Origin of the sequence: Bacillus cereus group sp. MG9, from assembly GCF_040459995.1 — a bacterium.
Classification (GTDB): domain Bacteria; phylum Bacillota; class Bacilli; order Bacillales; family Bacillaceae_G; genus Bacillus_A; species Bacillus_A mycoides.
Map to the genome: position 1 here is coordinate 1,934,563 of NZ_JARVHC010000001.1, position 16,874 is coordinate 1,951,436.

Consider the following 16,874-nt stretch of genomic DNA (forward strand, 5'->3'; position numbering starts at 1 on the left):
AATTAGAACAGAATTTTTGGAGTTAAATCTTACAAATCGTCAAATCTTTTAAAAACGATGGATAATATCAAAAAAAGTTTTCTGAAAATATTATACTATTGATAAAAAAAGCATTTTTTGTCATGATAAGAGTATGCTTCATGGAAGGGACTTTACTAGAAAATACATTCTTTGCATTGTATTGGATTAATAGAGTTTTTTAAAGTGGATAGCAAAAGAAAAATATATATTAAGATAATGAATGGAATGTCGAATTTTCAATGAAATACATAAGAAATTTGAAAAAAGCATTGCAAAAACACACTGTTTAATGATAAAGTTCACATGAAGTTCACACTAAATTCACTTCAATCGTTTAAAATAAACGATGTGTGAAAAATAAAACTCTTGCTAAAAAATGGAACTGGATGAATATTTTACTTTGATAATATTGTAAAGTACTAAGTTTATAGTTTTCTCAAGAGGATAGTAGGGAAAGGAAGTAAAGACAACTTATGAAAAAAGTAATCGCAGGTTTAGCAGCAGCATCTGTAGTAGGTGTAGCAGTTCCTGGAATGGATTCTGCTCATGCACAAGTTTCAAATGATGCGCTAAAAGAAATTAATGGACAAACTCAAACTCAAACGACTGTAACTGAAACAAAAACGGTAGAAACAACTTCTGAATTAAAATACACAGTAACAGCTGATGTATTAAATGTACGTTCAGGTGCTGGTACAGGACATAACGTTATTTCTAAAGTGAAATCAGGTCAAGTACTTCAAGTAATTGGACAAGAAAACGGTTGGTTCAAAGTTAGTGTAAACGGTCAAACAGGTTATGTAAGTGGGGACTTCGTAACAACTGGTGGCAACAAAGGAACTACTACTACTGTTCAGCAAGGAACAGGTACTTACACAGTAAACGTTTCTTCATTAAACGTACGTACAGGCCCAAGTGCATCTCATACTGTTTTAGGTTCTGTAAATAAAGGAAAAACAGTTCAAGTTGTAGGTGAAGTTCAAGATTGGTTTAAAATTAACTTCAATGGTGGAACTGGATACGTAAGTAAAGACTTCGTAACAAAAGGTGGTTCAGCTGTATCTAACGAAACTCAGCAACCAACTACAAACAACAACAACAATACTACTACAGTTCAAACTGGTGGATCTTATGTTGTTAACACAGGTGCTTTAAAAGTACGTACAGGTCCAGCTACATATAACCCTGTAATTGGTGGGGTAACAAATGGTACAGTATTAAACGTTACTGGCGCTGAAAATGGTTGGTATAAAATTAACCATAATGGCCGCACTGGTTACGTAAGTGCAGACTTTGTTAAGTTTGTAAAAGGCGGAGTGAATAATGTAGTTACTGGTGGTAACCAAGGTACGAACCAAGTACAAAAACCAACAGCACCAACAGGTGGAGATACATCTTCAATCGCTGGATTCGCTAGATCTTTAAATGGTTCACCATACAGAACTGCTGGTACAACACCTGCTGGTTTTGACTGCAGTGGATTCATTCACTACGTATTAAATCAAACTGGTCATAAAGGCGCTCGTCAAACAGTTGCTGGATACTGGAGCTCTAAAACAAAGACTAACAGTCCACAACCAGGTGATTTAGTATACTTCCAAAATACTTATAAATCAGGTCCTTCTCACATGGGCGTTTACTTAGGTAATGGACAGTTCATCAGTGCAGAAACTGACGCAACTGGCGTACGCATTAGCTCTGTAAGCAACTCTTACTGGAGTAAGCACCTATTAGGTTACACAAAAGCATACTAAGAAAAAGTATTTTATATACTTTTCGTATAGAGAAAAGGCTTTCCAGGGAAACTTGGGAAGCCTTTTTCATAGTTGGATAAACTAACAGTATAGTAGTATTTATCCTGCTATTTGCGGGATAATAATCAGCGGGGGATGGACAAATCCCCGCTGATTAAAGTTTCACTTTATGTCAATTTTCCATGCAAAAACTTAGCATATAAATCATGAAAATAGTTTGGACGGAATAAGTTTGCTGCATGACCTGCTAATGGAATTTCTTTATATAAAACGTTCGGAAGAATGGACTTCAAATCAAAGAGACAAGATTTATAGAGATGATCATGTTCTCCCATCACCCATAATATAGGATGGGGAAGTGCTTTTAATTTAGATTTTAAGTCGAATTCTAAGCGGTGTCGTAATGACTCAGCAATAATGGACGAGTGTAATTGTAATCCGAAACGGTAATAAATATTTCGTGAAATAACAGCGAATGGATTTGCCCTTAGTATTCCACTTGGAAAAATAGTACTAGCATACTGAGAAAGCCAAGATGAATATTCATCACCACGTTTTTCCCAAAAATTCTGAAAAACATTATATAAACGGGAAGGGTTATTATAATGTCCACCAATATGACAAATACTCAATACTTTTTCTGGATGCATTTGTGCAAATGTCGTAGAGATATAACAGCCATAGCTTAGAGCACAAATATGAGCCTTTTTAATTCCCTCTTTTTCATACAAGTTCAATAATTGATCTACGAGGCGCTGTATTGAAAAGTCGATAGCTTCTCCTTTATCGTCGCCGTGACCTAATAAATCATAAGTTATAATGTTGTAGGAGGCAGAAAATCGTTTATGCTCTTTTTTGAAGGCGCGGCGATTTCCAACTAATCCATGAATAAAAATGATTGTTTCCTTTTCGGAATGTGTATTTGTTTGCAAAAAGGATACTCCTTTCAATGCTGGAGATTTATATAGTGTTTTAAATTAGCTAATTGATAAAATTAGTTATATATTTTCTATGCGTAGTCTATAATTCACATAGAATAATAATAAGTACCAGGTAATAATATCAGATATTTATACTTGTTGTAAAGATGAGTTTATATGTATATTTTGTAAAATTAGAAAAAAGTGTGTTTACATTCAGTTTACATTTATAGCGTATTCTAGTTTTAGAAAGAATAGTTTTGTTTATAACGAGGAGATGAACGACAATGGAAGTTAGGAATACAGAAAAGAAAAAAGGGAATTGGAGGCAGTTTTTACGTCTCATTCAAGATACAAATCCACCGAAAGGCATTCTTATTTTTGCATTAATAATGAGCTTACTTTCTACTGGAGCGAGTTTGTTTATTCCAATGCTGACAAAAGGTTTAGTTGATAATTTTTCACTTTCTTCAATTAGTACGGGACAAATTGTTGGATTAATTGCATTCTTTATTATTCAAACAATTGCTGCAGGATTGTCAATTTATTTACTGAATTATATTGGACAAAAAATTGTAGCTGGACTTAGAGAACGATTGTGGAAAAAGGTACTTATTTTACCAGTGTCTTATTATGATCAAAACAGAACAGGAGATACAATTAGTCGTATGACGAATGATACAGGTGTTGTAAAAACATTAATTTCTGAGCATTTGTCAAACTTATTAACAGGCGGTATCTCAATTATTGGGTCATTAATTGTATTATTTGTTTTAGACTGGAAAATGACAATTTTACTTTTAACGGTTATTCCATTATCGGTATTAATTTTAGTTCCACTTGGACGGAAAATGTATAAGATTTCAAAAGCACTTCAAGATGAAACGGCTTCTTTTACTAGTGTATTAACACAAGTACTATCAGAAATTCGTTTAGTAAAATCTTCAAATACGGAAAAAAAAGAATATGAAACAGGTAATACAGGTATCCAAAAATTATTGCAATTTGGTTTGAAAGAAGGAAAAGTGCAAGCATTAATTTCACCTGTTATGTCGTTTGTTTTAATGGCATTGCTTGTTATTATCGTAGGGTATGGTGGAATGCGAGTTTCTAGTGGTGCATTAACAACAGGTGAACTTGTAGCATTTATTTTGTATTTGGTTCAAATTATTATGCCAATGAGTCAGTTATCAATGTTCTTTACTCAGTTCCAAAAAGCAATTGGTGCAACCGAAAGAATTAATACGATTTTAGAATATGAAGTAGAAGATCATGAAACAGGTATGAATGTTACAAATGCGAAGCAGCCAATCGTTATTGAAAATGTACATTTTGAGTATAACGAAGAAGAGAAAATCTTGAAAAATATCGACTTCACGATTGAATCTGGAAAAGTAACGGCGATTGTAGGACCAAGTGGTAGCGGAAAAACAACTTTATTCTCGCTGTTAGAACGTTTTTATGAGCCAACTAGTGGTTTCATAAAATTAGGGAAAGAACCAATTACAGCATATTCATTACAATCATGGCGACGTCAAATTGGTTACGTTTCACAAGATAGTCCGTTAATTGATGGAACGATTCGTGATAATATTTGCTACGGTGTTGAGGGTGAAGTGACGGATGAAGAAATTGAAAAAGTAGCAGCGATGGCGTATGTTGATGCGTTTATTCATGATTTACCAAGTGGATACGCAACAGAAGTTGGAGAGCGTGGTGTGAAGCTTTCTGGAGGGCAAAGACAAAGAATTACGATTGCTCGAGCGTTACTACGAAACCCGCAAATCCTTATGTTAGATGAAGCGACGTCAAGTCTTGATAGTAAATCGGAATCGGTTGTTCAGAAGGCGTTAAATAACTTAATGAAAGGTAGAACAACTTTAGTTATTGCGCATAGACTTTCTACTGTTGTAGATGCAGATAAAATTATCTTTATTGAAAAAGGGAATCTTACAGGAAGTGGCTCACATGATGAGTTATTACGGACACATGACATGTACCGTGAATTTGCAATGCAACAATTGAAAATTAAAGAAGGAGCATTATAGAATGAAAACAATCAGTGAAGGGGCACTTCACTGATTGTTGATTTTAGAGTGCTAAAAAGTATGTTAAGCAGAAAGGATATGATTCCTTGATACCCAAAATTTTAATTGTAGATGATGATCCGCACATTAGAGAACTTGTTTCTGTATTTTTGGAACGAGAAGGTTTTCAAACATATGAGGCCGTTGATGGATTAGATGCTCTTCGAAAAATAGAAGAAGTGAGAGTCGAAATGGCGATTATTGATATTATGATGCCAAATATGGATGGGTTTGATTTATGTTATGAATTAAGAAAATACTATGATATCCCAATTCTTATGCTGACTGCTAAAGGTGAAACATCTCAAAAAGTAAAAGGATTTCACCTCGGAACAGATGATTATCTTGTAAAACCATTTGATCCTTTAGAATTAGTTGTGAGAGTGAAGGCATTATTGAAACGTTACCAAATTACAGTATCGCAATCTATTCAAGTTGGGAATGTACTGTTAAATCGTAAAACATTTGAAGTTAACGTTGGAGAACAAACGGTGACGCTGCCGCTAAAAGAATTTGAGTTGCTCTTTACATTAGGATCTAAAGCGGGGAGAACTTGTTCAAGAGAGCAATTAATAGAAGACGTATGGGGATATGATTTTGAAGGGAATGAACGCACGCTAGACGTTCATATTAATCGGTTGCGTGAAAAGTTTCAAGAAGAGTTATCGAAGTTTAGTATAAGGACGATAAGGGGCTTAGGGTATCGCTTAGAGGTAAGTAAATGAGAAAAAGAGAAAGAATGAGTAAGATGAAGATGTTAAAAGTAATGGGGGCGATAGTAGCGCTCTTTACTTTTCTTACTATAATTTGGTCAATAGCCTTTTTTGTATCGTCTAGTGTAATGAAAGCTTTTGAAATAAACGTATCGCCTTTTATTACTTTTCTAATTAGTGATATGGTCGGCTTTGTTTTTATCGTTCTTATTTGGACATTAATCGGAATTTTAATGAGACCGAAGCGAGAGGCGATGATTTGGACGATCATTGAACCGATACAAAAAATTGCAAAAGGGGACTTCTCTGTAAAAATACGGAATGAAGAAAAGTATGATGGCGAAATTGGTGTGCTTGTAAAAAGTATTAACGATATGACGGATGAACTTAATGCAATGGAGAAAATGAGACAAGAATTTGTATCGAATGTTTCTCATGAAATACAGTCGCCATTAACATCTATTAAGGGATTTGCTCGAGCGCTACAAGATGATAATCTACCAGTTGAAAAAAGAAAACATTATCTTACTATTATTGAAACTGAAACAACGCGATTATCTAAATTGAGTCAAAATTTATTGAAGCTAACACTTTTAGAGTCAGAGGAGTATTCACCAGAAAGAGCTACTTATCGATTAGATCAACAGTTGAAACAAATTGTGTTAAATAGTGAGCCTCTTTGGGATGAAAAAGGACTTGAGCTAGATCTTGATATGGATAAAGTGTGTGTTACTGCAGACAAAGAAAGTATGAGCCAAGTATGGATTAATTTAATTCATAACAGTATTAAATTCACACCAAATGGTGGCACGATTACAATTCATTTAAAAGAACATAAGGAATTCCTGGAAGTAAGTATTCATGATACGGGAATTGGTATATCCGAAGAACAGAAACAACATATTTTTGAACGTTTTTATAAAGCGGATTCTTCACGAAACCGTGCTTATGGAGGAAGTGGATTAGGTCTAGCAATTGTAAAAAAAGTACTCGACCTTCATCAAGGAAAAATAAAAGTTGAGAGTGTAGAAGGAAATGGTACAGAATTTATTGTGCGTATTCCAAATCATGAAGAAAAATAGTGTTAGAAGGAGGCCTTCTAACACTATTTTTCTTTAAAAATGCATTTACCATTACTATAGTTACCTATAAGTAACCTACGCACATAAAAGTGCATCATTGCCTTTTTACATAAACATAGATACACTTTTAATATAATAAACAACTGAGATGATTAAGGAGTGTTATACTTGGCAGAATTATTACAAGGAAAAAATGCTTTAATTACAGGAGCAGGTAGAGGGATTGGTCGTGCTGTAGCGATTGCGTTAGCGAAAGAAGGCGTAAATGTAGGTCTTTTAGCTCGTTCAGAAGAAAACTTAAAAGCTGTAGCGAAAGAAGTGGAAGCAGAAGGTGTAAAAGCTGTTATTGCGACTGCTGACGTATCTTCATATGAAGAAATAACGACTGCAATTGAAACATTAAAAAATGGTTTAGGATCTATCGATATTTTAATTAATAACGCTGGTATTTCTAAATTCGGTAAGTTTTTAGAATTAGACGTTGCTGATTGGGAAAAAATCATTCAAGTAAACTTAATGGGTGTATACTATGCAACTCGTGCAGCTTTACCAAGTATGATTGAACAACAATCTGGTGATATTATTAATATTTCATCTACAGCAGGACAAAAAGGTGCACCTGTAACAAGTGCATATAGTGCTTCTAAATTTGGTGTTCTTGGTTTAACAGAATCGTTAGCGATGGAAGTTCGTAAACATAATATCCGTGTAACAGCTTTAACACCAAGTACAGTAGCAACTGACATGGCTGTAGACTTAGGATTAACTGATGGAAATCCTGATAAAGTAATGCAAGCGGAAGATATTGCAGAGTTTATCGTAGCGCAGCTGAAATTAAATAAACGTACATTTATTAAATCAGCAGGACTTTGGTCTACTAATCCGTAAGGGATAAATATAAAATACAAAGAAGGGACATCTATTCTGTAATGGAGTGGGTGTCCCTTCTTTATTTTTTGTGTATGAAACGGAATTTTCGGTATAATTAAATTTGAATGGTAGATAAGTATTAAAAACTTGAAGGGGATGGTATTTCCATGAGTACGATTGAGAAATGGACGGCTGTTGATCAATATATGAGTGATGTATTAATACCGAAAGACTCTACATTAGAAGAAGTTCTTCAAGCAAACGCTGCAGCTAATTTACCGGCACATGATGTATCGCCAACTCAAGGGAAGTTTTTACAACTATTAGTACAAATTCAAGGAGCGCGTAACATTTTAGAGATTGGCACTCTAGGCGGATATAGTACAATATGGCTTGCAAGAGCATTGCCATCTGGAGGGCGAATTGTTACATTAGAAGCAAGTGAAAAGCATGCTGAAATTGCACGGAGCAATATTGAGCGTGCCAATTTGAATGATAAAATTGAAATACGATTAGGATTAGCGTTAGATTCTTTAAAACAAATAGAAAATGAGAAGTATGAACCATTTGATTTTATTTTCATAGATGCGGATAAACAAAATAACCCTGCTTATTTTGAATGGGCACTGAAACTATCACGCCCTGGTACTGTAATTATTGGGGATAACGTAGTACGTGAAGGTGAAGTTATTGATAATACTAGTAGCGATCCTCGTGTACAAGGGATACGCCATTTCTATGAGCTAATAGCTGCTGAGCCGCGTGTAAGTGCTACTGCGCTTCAAACTGTAGGAAGTAAAGGGTACGATGGGTTTGTAATGGCAGTCGTAACAGAGTAATGTAAGGAGGAAAAAGGGATGAAAAAGAAGTTTCAAAAATTATAACGTGTATCTTGTACAACGAATTTAGCTCGTGGACCTCCAATTTACATAGCTTTATATTATATATTAAAAACTTGGAGGCTATAAGAAGATGAGAACTGAAAAAGAAATGTTAGACTTAATTATAAATACAGCAAAAGAGGATGAAAGAATTCGAGCTGTCATCATGAATGGGTCACGTGTGAATCCAAATGTGAAAAAAGATTGTTTTCAAGACTATGATATTATTTATGTTGTAAAAGATATACAATCTTTTACGTGTAATCATAGTTGGATTAATAGATTTGGAGAAATAATGATTGTGCAAATGCCGGAAGAAATGTCGTTACTTCCAGCTGATAAAGACGGGAAATTTCCGTATTTAATGCAGTTCATGGATGGGAATCGAATTGATTTAATGCTAGTTCCAGTTGATTTAATAAATAAATTTATTGGACAGGATAGTTTAAGTAAATTACTACTGGATAAAGACAAATGTATTGGAGAATTTCCGCCAGCAAGTGATAAAGATTACGTTATAAAAAATCCTACAGAAAAAGAGTTTTTGGATTGCTGTAATGAATTTTGGTGGTGCAGTACAAATGTAGGAAAAGGATTGTGGCGCGAGGAACTTTCTTATGCGAAAGGAATGCTTGAAGGCCCAATGCGTGATATGTTAATCGTAATGCTAGAATGGCATATTGGTATGAAAACAAATTTTACAGTGAATACCGGAAAGTTTGGTAAGCATTTCGAGCAATATGTTGAAAAAGATACGTGGGAGCAATTTAGAAAGACATTTTCAAATGCAGAATATGAAAATATATGGGAGTCATTCTTTGTAATGGGTGATTTATTTAGGGAAGTTGCGAACGAAATTGCTAACACATATGGATATCAATACCCGCAAGATGATGATGATGACAAAGTGACAAACTATTTAAAACATGTGAAAGTTTTGCCGAAAGATAGTACATCGATTTATCCCGCATAAACGGGCAGTAAAACCCCCACTGATTAAAGTTTCACTTTATTAATTGTATAAAGCAGTAAGACTGTCCTAATTACGGACAGTCTTATTTTTGTTCATGAATAAGAATTTCTCTAACAAAGTACAGATGAATCACATATGAAATTTTAGGGAGGTTTTTATCATGTATTATTTTTACGCACCAGAAATGTTCGTTCCATTTCATTGGGGACTAGAACGAAATGTTTCGTATGCTTATATGCCATATCATTCATTTTATTATGGAAACTATATAGACGCAGTGCCGTATGTATTAAATGTTCCGCAAAATGATCAAGTCAAAGTGAAGGAAGAGAATCGGGGGTCATGGACACCTTTTTCATGGGTTGAAAAATATGCGTATGCATTTTCAGGACCATACAATAAAGCGGAAGTAGCTCTTACATTTGATGATGGACCAGATTTAGTATTTACGCCAAAAATTTTAGATAAGTTAAAACAATATAATGTAAAAGCTACTTTTTTCTTACTTGGTGAAAATGCAGAAAAGTTTCCGAATGTAGTAAAGCGTATCGCGAATGAAGGGCATGTAATTGGTAACCATACGTATAATCATCCGAATTTAGCGAAAGTAAATGAGGCTGAATACCGTAATCAAATTATAAAAACGGAAGAAATATTAAATCATTTAGCTGGTTATGCACCGAAGTTTATACGTCCACCATACGGTGAAATACTTGAAAATCAATTGAAGTGGGCGACAGAGCAAAATTTTATGATTGTACAGTGGAGTGTTGATACAGTTGATTGGAAAGGGGTAAGTGCTGATACGATTACAAATAATGTGCTAGGGAATTCATTTCCAGGAAGTGTCATACTTCAACATTCGACTCCAGGTGGACATTTGCAAGGATCTGTCGATGCACTAGACAAAATCATTCCGCAGTTAAAAACGAAAGGGGCACGTTTTGTAACACTTCCAAGTATGTTCCAGACATCTAAAGAGAGAAAATGAAAATGTTAATAATTGGGATTTTAAGAGTTGTATAGTATAATGAAGGTGTAAGTTAGGGGGGATATAATTGATGGATGCACTAGTAAACATAGGAATGAGCATATTGATTGGTATTATATTTATACTTGCGGCACGTATTCTTCAAAAAAATCCACCGACGGATATTAACGCAGCATATGGTTACCGTACGAAACGGTCTATGAAAAATAAGGAATTATGGGATGCAGGTAACAAGTATAGTGCAGAAGTGATGAAACAAAATGGATTCATTATGATGTTAATTGGAAGTGTTATTAGTATACTGTTTAGATATCCACATACAATGATAGCGATTATGATTGTTATGCTGTTGTTAATTATACGATTATTTATACGAGTAGAGAAAAAATTAAAGATACTTGAGCAATAAAAAAATAAGACTCCCGAATAAAGTATGCTGGGAGTCCTATTTTTTTATAAACTATTTTTGTTTAGCAATTCTTGTCCTTGCACTATAACAAATTCATAGTATTCAAGAGCATAAGGATAAATATCTTCAAATGTTATCGTTATCGGATTACTGTTTAAAACAGAATTAGTCGTTAAAGATGAAATCTCTCTTCTTAATAGTTGTAGAAAAGAAGTTGCATGTACTTTCATCACATCGTCTACTTCTTCACCTGGTGCAAATGGAAGTGGTTTTATTACATTGTGGAAATACATATGACAAAACTCACGATCAGTAAGGCTTGAAATTTCATAATCTATTTTATAGATTCCTTTGTATGTTAAATCATTCGTTTGGAAGGAAAGACCCAGTTCTTCCTCAATTTCACGTAGACCGCCAATTAGTACATCTTCATCATGCATAATATGTCCGGCGGATGTAATATCCCATATACCTGGAGCTTCTTTTTTATTATTAGAGCGTAATTGGAAATATAAGAACATATCCTCAGCATCTTTTTCTACAAACCAGCAATGAAATGTTTCGTGCCAATCACCGTCACGATGCACGTCATCACGTAATTTCTTTCCAAGTGTATTTCTTTCAGGATCAAATATTGTTAACCACTCTGTCATTTTAATTCCCCTTTCTGCAAATTTTATTATACAATATTTGTATTGAATTTTGGGAAAATAAAGAAAAAGGAGTGATTATTAGTGAAGATAGAGAATAAGGAAATAAAATCAATAATTTCAACTGAGGAAGAATTACGACAAATATTGGGGCAACCAAGTGAACGGGCTTTGAAAAAAGTTATTTCATCACTTGATCACCATTGTGTAGATTTCCTGTCTAAATCGCCTTTTCTAGTATTATCTACTGCAAATAAATTCGGAGAGTGTGATGCTTCGCCGAGGGGAGACGCACCTGGATTTGTATATGTATTAAATGAAAATAAAATTATCATCCCAGAAAGACCGGGTAATCGTCGTATAGACTCTATTTTAAATATAATTTCAAATTCGCACGTAGGGTTAATCTTTTTTATTCCGGGTCTTGGGGAAACACTCCGAATAAACGGTAAAGCATATATTACGAACGATGAAGAAATTTTGAAAGAAATGCAGGCGAATGGACGCAATCCGTTACTTGGAATTGTTGTTGAAATAGAAGAATGCTATATTCATTGTGCAAAAGCTTTTATTCGTTCAAAAATGTGGGATCCAGAGTCATGGTTAAATAAAAAAGAGCTACCTTCAGCACCGAAAATGTTAATGGAGCATGCGAAAGTGAATGCTTCAGAAGAGGAAGTTGCACGTTCTTTAGAAGAAAGTTATAGGGAAAGATTGTATTAAAAATTATTTTTTAAATATAGTGTTGAAGTATGAAACTCTAAACGTTTTAGAGTGAGACTTTAACTATGAATATTGTTAATTTGTATGTGATGAATATATGTGCAAGAGAATAAATCTGTATTAGATGATTTGTTATTTTAAAATATAATTATTCATATTCTTAAAAATTGTGAAGAAAAATAGGCTTGCTTTTTGAAAAGTTGATAACTATAATAAGTTAACAAATAGACATGAACGAAAAAGTAACGATAAGGACATGAGATGATTTTTACGGTTTACAGAGAGGGAAGACAAGGCTGTGAGCTTCCTAACACGAAAAATGATTTTACCACCTTTGAACTTCAATAGTGAACGAGTAATCTAGTAATTATTGACGGTATCAGCCGTTATCTGAACTTGAGCAATCTAGAAGAAAGTAAGTCTAGGTTGGAACAAGGGTGGAACCACGAAAACACATTCGTCCCTTTCCTAGGGATGAGTGTGTTTTTTTTATAGTTTTTAAGATTGAAAATTTTAAATAATTAAAAAATATTATTGATTTTGTTTTTTATGCGAGTATAATGAGTTAACAAATAAACATGAGCGAAAAAGTAACGATAAGGACATGAGAACATTTTTACGGTTTACAGAGAGGGAGGCCAAGGCTGTGAGCTTCCTAACACGAGAAATGATCTTACCACCTTTGAACTTCAATAGTGAACGAGCAATCTAGTAATTATTGACGGTATCAGCCGTTATCTGAACTTGAGCAATCTAGAAGAAAGTAAGTCTAGGTTGGAACAAGGGTGGAACCACGAAAACACATTCGTCCCTTTCCTAGGGATGAGTGTGTTTTTTTATCCCGCATTAACGGTCAGTAAGATTCCCATCTCAAAATTTGGCGGATGCGAGGGAGTAAGATGGGAGATCAACTGTCCGTAAAAGCCCGATTGGTTCAACTAATAATCAGTGAGGAATGGACAAAATCCCCACTGATTAAAGTTTCACTTTATTACTTTGAAAGGAGGTGCGGTAACATGAAACGATTAGTACGTACGGAAATAACCACCACCTGCATGATTAAAAAGCAGAGTAAGGTGATTCATAGGTGTAACAATTAAACTATTTAGGAGGAGATTAGAAAATGAATAACGTTATTAATGTTGGGGTATTAGGATTAGGTACTGTCGGAAGTGGTGTTGTCCATATTTTGAAAGAACATTATCGAAAAATCACTCTTGATACAGGATATAAAGTAAAGGTAAAGACAGTTGTTGTACGTGATTTGGAAAAGGAACGTGATGTTTGCATTGATGGAATCGTAGTAACAAGTAATGTCGATGAAGTTCTAAATGATTCAAATATTGATATTGTAGTAGAGGTAATGGGCGGAATTGAAGAAGCGAAAGAGCATATTGTGAAGGCTTTGCAAAGTAAGAAACATGTCGTAACAGCAAATAAAGATTTAATGGCTGTATATGGTGCGGAGCTTCTGCAACTGGCAAATAAAAATGAATGTGACCTATGTTACGAAGCGAGTGTAGCCGGTGGGATTCCAATATTAAGAGGATTATCAGACGGGCTAGCTTCAGATCAAATTGAAAAAATAATGGGAATCGTAAATGGAACAACAAATTATATGTTAACAAAGATGAGTCAAAATGGATGGTCGTATGAAGAGGCTTTACAGGAAGCGCAAAAATTAGGGTTTGCAGAATCAGATCCGACAGCGGATGTAGATGGACTAGACGCTGCGAGAAAGGTAGCAATTCTTGCAAACTTAGGTTTTTCGATGAATGTTTCTTTAGATGATGTTCAAGTTAGAGGTATTCGAAAGGTTGAAAAAGAAGATTTAGAGATGGCCGAAAAATTAGGATTTACAATGAAATTAATTGGTAAAGCTGAAAAACAAGGATCATCCATTCACTTAAGTGTAGAACCGACTTTATTACCACGTCATCATCCGCTATCGAATGTGAATAATGAATTTAATGCGGTGTATGTTCACGGTCAAGCAGTAGGAGAAGTGATGTTTTACGGACCTGGAGCTGGGAAGTTACCAACTGGTTCTGCTGTAGTAAGTGACATTATTTCAATCGTTAAAAATATGAATCAAGTTCCGAAAAATAAAAGTGTATTAAAAGAACCGGAGCCGTATGAATTACAAGGAGATGAAGAAGTAGTCTCGAAATACTTTTTGCGTATTTCATTACGAGATGAGCCTGGAATGTTTAAAAAAATAACAGAATGTTTCGTTGATTATTCTGTGAGTTTAAAAGAGGTAATTCAATTACCTTTGAATCGTGAGCTTGCAGAAGTCGTTGTTGTGACGCATCGAACTTCAAAATATCAATTCGAACAAGTTTTAGGGGCGATAGAAGATGTCGCAAGTGAAATAAACAGTTACTACATTATTGAGGAGGAAAAACAATATGTATAAAGGACTATTAAACCAGTACGCTTCTTATTTACCGGTGAATGAAAACACACCTGATGTCAGCTTAATGGAAGGAAATACACCCCTTATTCCATTATTAAATATATCAAAACAATTAGGGATTCAGTTATACGGAAAGTATGAAGGAGCGAATCCAACAGGTTCTTTTAAAGACCGTGGTATGGTAATGGCAGTTGCAAAGGCGAAAGAAGAAGGTTCAGAGGCTATCATTTGTGCATCTACAGGTAATACATCGGCATCAGCTGCCGCATATGCGGCACGCCTCGGAATGAAATGTATTATCGTAATACCAGAAGGAAAGATTGCGCATGGGAAATTAGCGCAAGCAGTTGCTTATGGAGCGGAGATCATTTCAATAGAAGGGAATTTCGATGATGCACTTAAGGCTGTAAGAAATATTGCTGCAGAAGAGCCGATTACATTAGTAAACTCAGTGAATCCTTACCGAATTGAAGGGCAAAAAACAGCGGCATTTGAAATTTGTGACCAGTTGCAAAACGCACCAGATGTTCTAGCTATCCCTGTTGGAAATGCTGGGAATATTACAGCATATTGGAAAGGGTTCTGTGAATACGAGAAAGAAAAAGGCTATAAGAAGCCCAGAATTCACGGCTTTGAAGCGGAAGGAGCGGCGGCAATTGTAAAAGGACATGTCATTGAGGCACCTGAAACGATTGCAACAGCGATTCGCATCGGTAATCCGGCAAGTTGGTCGTATGCAGTAGAGGCTGCCGAACAGTCTAATGGTGAAATAGATATGGTGTCAGATGAGGAGATTTTACATGCGTATAGATTGTTAGCAAAAACTGAAGGAGTTTTCGCAGAGCCAGGATCAAATGCTTCATTAGCGGGCGTAATTAAACATGTTCAATCTGGAAAAATCAAAAAAGGCGAAACCGTTGTTGCAGTTTTAACTGGAAATGGTTTAAAAGATCCTGATATCGCAATTTCTTCTAATAAATTTGATATTGCAAGTGTGTCAAATGATATAGAACAAATTAAAGATCATATTAAAGGGGTGATTATGTCGTGATACCATTAAGAGTTCGTGTTCCTGCTAGTACAGCGAATGTTGGACCAGGATTTGATTCTGTTGGAATAGCTTTGTCATTATATTTAGAAGTAAGTGTAAAGGAAGAAGCTGATAAGTGGCAAGTGATACATTCTTTTGACGATTCAATTCCAAAAGACGATAAAAATTTAATTGTTAGCACGGCATGTAAAGTATGTCCTTCTTTATCACCCCATATAATAGAAGTTACTAGTAATATTCCGCTGACAAGAGGGCTAGGAAGTAGCGCATCAGCGATTGTAGCAGGAATAGAGCTTGCGAATCAACTTGGAAATTTATATTTAACAACTGATCAAAAGGTTCAAATTGCTACAAACTTTGAAGGACATCCAGATAATGTCGCTGCTTCTATTTTAGGTGGAACTGTAATCGGAGCACTTGATGGAAAAAATGTTTCGGTTGTAAGGATTGAAAGTAAGGAATTAGGCGTAATTTCTCTTATTCCGAATGAAGAGCTAAATACGGATGAAAGTCGATCTGTATTACCAGAGATGTTTCCATTTCATGAAGCGGTTAAGGCTAGTGCGATAAGTAACGTATTAGTAGCTGCGTTATGTCAAAAGAAGTGGGAAGTTGTAGGTGAAATGATGGAAAGAGATCATTTCCACGAGCCATATCGTTTAGAACTTGTACCGTTATTACCATCAATTCGTAAATGTGCAAAAGAATTCGGAGCATATGGAACAGCGCTTAGTGGTGCGGGACCATCCATTTTTATTTTAACTCCGTACGAGAAGCGTAAAGAAATAGCTGACCAATTAGCGAGAGTATTTGCAGCTATGAAAGTATGTGAGCTTGAAATTGATCATAAAGGGATTACTGTAAATAAGGAAGAACATATTGGATTATAAAGAAAGCTAGCATCGCTAGCTTTCTTTACGTTATGGAGAATCTATTTTAAAGGGGATTTTTCGGAATGAACATTAATTTTAGGGGTGATTATATGAGTTCAAAAGAGTCACCAGAAGAAAAAAGAGAACGCATGAGACAAAGTGAATTGAAAAATAATCCTACCGGTTCTTTGAATGATGGACTCAACAGGGCGGAATCAGGTAGCCCCGCTGATATGACAGGTGGTATGAATTGGAAAGGTACAGGGATATTAATTTTAGTGCTAGTTTTAGGATATATTATATATAGTTACTTTTTCAGTTAAGGAAAGCTTGATGGAATTTAGATTTGCTTGATCTAATTATTAGTGAGAATAAAAAAAAGGATTAAAGTCCCCCTGTATTACATATTTTCTTTAAACAGATTATAGTAATACGTAAATTTTTTTTGCTCATAATAG

General features: G+C 35.0%; 16 protein-coding genes and 2 other annotated features. Of the genes, 14 read left to right on the forward strand and 2 right to left on the reverse strand.

Annotation, left to right across the window (positions count from 1 at the left end):
• Nucleotides 1-494: 494 nt before the first annotated feature.
• A complete protein-coding gene (gene entFM / locus QCI77_RS09815; RefSeq protein WP_002202346.1) occupies nt 495-1,775 on the forward strand; it encodes an enterotoxin EntFM in 1,281 nt (426 codons plus the stop codon).
• 167 nt (nt 1,776-1,942) lie between these two features.
• Here entFM and QCI77_RS09820 read toward each other — a convergent pair whose 3' ends face one another.
• Entirely contained in the window at nt 1,943-2,707 is a 765-nt protein-coding gene (locus QCI77_RS09820; protein ID WP_002141349.1) for an alpha/beta fold hydrolase, read from the reverse strand.
• Nucleotides 2,708-2,982: 275 nt separating this feature from the next.
• On the opposite strand from QCI77_RS09820, the gene QCI77_RS09825 reads away from it, so the two are divergent.
• The 8 genes from QCI77_RS09825 to QCI77_RS09860 all read left to right on the forward strand — a co-directional run bounded on the left by QCI77_RS09825 (nt 2,983) and on the right by QCI77_RS09860 (nt 10,701).
• Nucleotides 2,983-4,743: an ABC transporter ATP-binding protein gene (locus QCI77_RS09825; RefSeq protein WP_353824831.1), complete on the forward strand. Its 1,761-nt coding sequence runs from the start codon at nt 2,983-2,985 to the stop codon at nt 4,741-4,743.
• 86 nt (nt 4,744-4,829) lie between these two features.
• Nucleotides 4,830-5,507: an envelope stress response regulator transcription factor HitR gene (gene hitR, locus QCI77_RS09830; protein ID WP_002126920.1), complete on the forward strand. Its 678-nt coding sequence runs from the start codon at nt 4,830-4,832 to the stop codon at nt 5,505-5,507.
• Nucleotides 5,504-6,577, forward strand: coding sequence for an envelope stress sensor histidine kinase HitS (gene hitS, locus QCI77_RS09835; protein ID WP_002086159.1), 1,074 nt, complete (start codon nt 5,504-5,506; stop codon nt 6,575-6,577). The genes hitR and hitS overlap by 4 nt, the downstream gene beginning before the upstream one ends.
• A 168-nt stretch (nt 6,578-6,745) precedes the next feature.
• Nucleotides 6,746-7,465: a 3-ketoacyl-ACP reductase gene (locus QCI77_RS09840; RefSeq protein WP_353824832.1), complete on the forward strand. Its 720-nt coding sequence runs from the start codon at nt 6,746-6,748 to the stop codon at nt 7,463-7,465.
• A gap of 149 nt (nt 7,466-7,614) precedes the next feature.
• A complete protein-coding gene (locus QCI77_RS09845; RefSeq protein WP_002126922.1) occupies nt 7,615-8,286 on the forward strand; it encodes an O-methyltransferase in 672 nt (223 codons plus the stop codon).
• A 133-nt stretch (nt 8,287-8,419) separates the two neighbouring features.
• Nucleotides 8,420-9,301, forward strand: a complete 882-nt coding sequence (locus tag QCI77_RS09850; RefSeq protein ID WP_353824833.1) for an aminoglycoside 6-adenylyltransferase — start codon at nt 8,420-8,422, stop codon at nt 9,299-9,301.
• A 160-nt stretch (nt 9,302-9,461) separates the two neighbouring features.
• Nucleotides 9,462-10,292, forward strand: coding sequence for a peptidoglycan-N-acetylglucosamine deacetylase (locus QCI77_RS09855; protein ID WP_002031366.1), 831 nt, complete (start codon nt 9,462-9,464; stop codon nt 10,290-10,292).
• A 70-nt stretch (nt 10,293-10,362) separates the two neighbouring features.
• Nucleotides 10,363-10,701: an SdpI family protein gene (locus QCI77_RS09860; RefSeq protein ID WP_061674174.1), complete on the forward strand. Its 339-nt coding sequence runs from the start codon at nt 10,363-10,365 to the stop codon at nt 10,699-10,701.
• Nucleotides 10,702-10,745: 44 nt separating this feature from the next.
• Here the strand turns inward: QCI77_RS09860 and QCI77_RS09865 are convergent, their stop codons facing one another.
• Nucleotides 10,746-11,354 carry an NUDIX hydrolase gene (locus tag QCI77_RS09865; protein WP_002168603.1) on the reverse strand — a complete coding sequence of 203 codons (609 nt, stop codon included), beginning with the start codon at nt 11,352-11,354 and terminating at the stop codon, nt 10,746-10,748.
• An 81-nt stretch (nt 11,355-11,435) separates the two neighbouring features.
• Between QCI77_RS09865 and QCI77_RS09870 the strand changes: the two genes are divergently transcribed.
• The 5 genes from QCI77_RS09870 to QCI77_RS09890 all read left to right on the forward strand — a co-directional run bounded on the left by QCI77_RS09870 (nt 11,436) and on the right by QCI77_RS09890 (nt 16,739).
• Complete coding sequence (locus QCI77_RS09870; RefSeq protein WP_353824834.1) at nt 11,436-12,074, forward strand: pyridoxamine 5'-phosphate oxidase family protein; 639 nt, start codon at nt 11,436-11,438, stop codon at nt 12,072-12,074.
• A gap of 236 nt (nt 12,075-12,310) precedes the next feature.
• Nucleotides 12,311-12,542: a binding site (T-box leader), on the forward strand.
• Between the two features lie 116 nt (nt 12,543-12,658).
• Nucleotides 12,659-12,890 (forward strand) — a binding site (T-box leader).
• Between the two features lie 307 nt (nt 12,891-13,197).
• A complete protein-coding gene (locus QCI77_RS09875) occupies nt 13,198-14,493 on the forward strand; it encodes a homoserine dehydrogenase (RefSeq protein ID WP_353824835.1) in 1,296 nt (431 codons plus the stop codon).
• Nucleotides 14,486-15,544 carry a threonine synthase gene (gene thrC, locus QCI77_RS09880; protein ID WP_353824836.1) on the forward strand — a complete coding sequence of 353 codons (1,059 nt, stop codon included), beginning with the start codon at nt 14,486-14,488 and terminating at the stop codon, nt 15,542-15,544. Before QCI77_RS09875 ends, thrC begins: the two co-directional genes overlap by 8 nt.
• Nucleotides 15,541-16,434: a homoserine kinase gene (gene thrB / locus QCI77_RS09885; protein ID WP_002189304.1), complete on the forward strand. Its 894-nt coding sequence runs from the start codon at nt 15,541-15,543 to the stop codon at nt 16,432-16,434. Before thrC ends, thrB begins: the two co-directional genes overlap by 4 nt.
• Nucleotides 16,435-16,526: 92 nt before the next feature.
• Entirely contained in the window at nt 16,527-16,739 is a 213-nt protein-coding gene (locus tag QCI77_RS09890) for a DUF6366 family protein (protein WP_002031378.1), read from the forward strand.
• Nucleotides 16,740-16,874 lie beyond the last annotated feature (135 nt).

Bases quoted from the DNA above. Each gene is read 5' to 3' on its own strand.
- entFM (WP_002202346.1), top strand. From the start codon at position 495: ATGAAAAAAGTAATCGCAGGTTTAGCAGCAGCATCTGTAGTAGGTGTA.
- QCI77_RS09825 (WP_353824831.1), top strand. From the start codon at position 2,983: ATGGAAGTTAGGAATACAGAAAAGAAAAAAGGGAATTGGAGGCAGTTT.
- hitS (WP_002086159.1), top strand. From the start codon at position 5,504: ATGAGAAAAAGAGAAAGAATGAGTAAGATGAAGATGTTAAAAGTAATG.
- QCI77_RS09845 (WP_002126922.1), top strand. From the start codon at position 7,615: ATGAGTACGATTGAGAAATGGACGGCTGTTGATCAATATATGAGTGAT.
- QCI77_RS09850 (WP_353824833.1), top strand. From the start codon at position 8,420: ATGAGAACTGAAAAAGAAATGTTAGACTTAATTATAAATACAGCAAAA.
- QCI77_RS09855 (WP_002031366.1), top strand. From the start codon at position 9,462: ATGTATTATTTTTACGCACCAGAAATGTTCGTTCCATTTCATTGGGGA.
- QCI77_RS09860 (WP_061674174.1), top strand. From the start codon at position 10,363: ATGGATGCACTAGTAAACATAGGAATGAGCATATTGATTGGTATTATA.
- QCI77_RS09865 (WP_002168603.1), bottom strand. From the start codon at position 11,354: ATGACAGAGTGGTTAACAATATTTGATCCTGAAAGAAATACACTTGGA.
- QCI77_RS09875 (WP_353824835.1), top strand. From the start codon at position 13,198: ATGAATAACGTTATTAATGTTGGGGTATTAGGATTAGGTACTGTCGGA.
- thrC (WP_353824836.1), top strand. From the start codon at position 14,486: ATGTATAAAGGACTATTAAACCAGTACGCTTCTTATTTACCGGTGAAT.
- QCI77_RS09890 (WP_002031378.1), top strand. From the start codon at position 16,527: ATGAGTTCAAAAGAGTCACCAGAAGAAAAAAGAGAACGCATGAGACAA.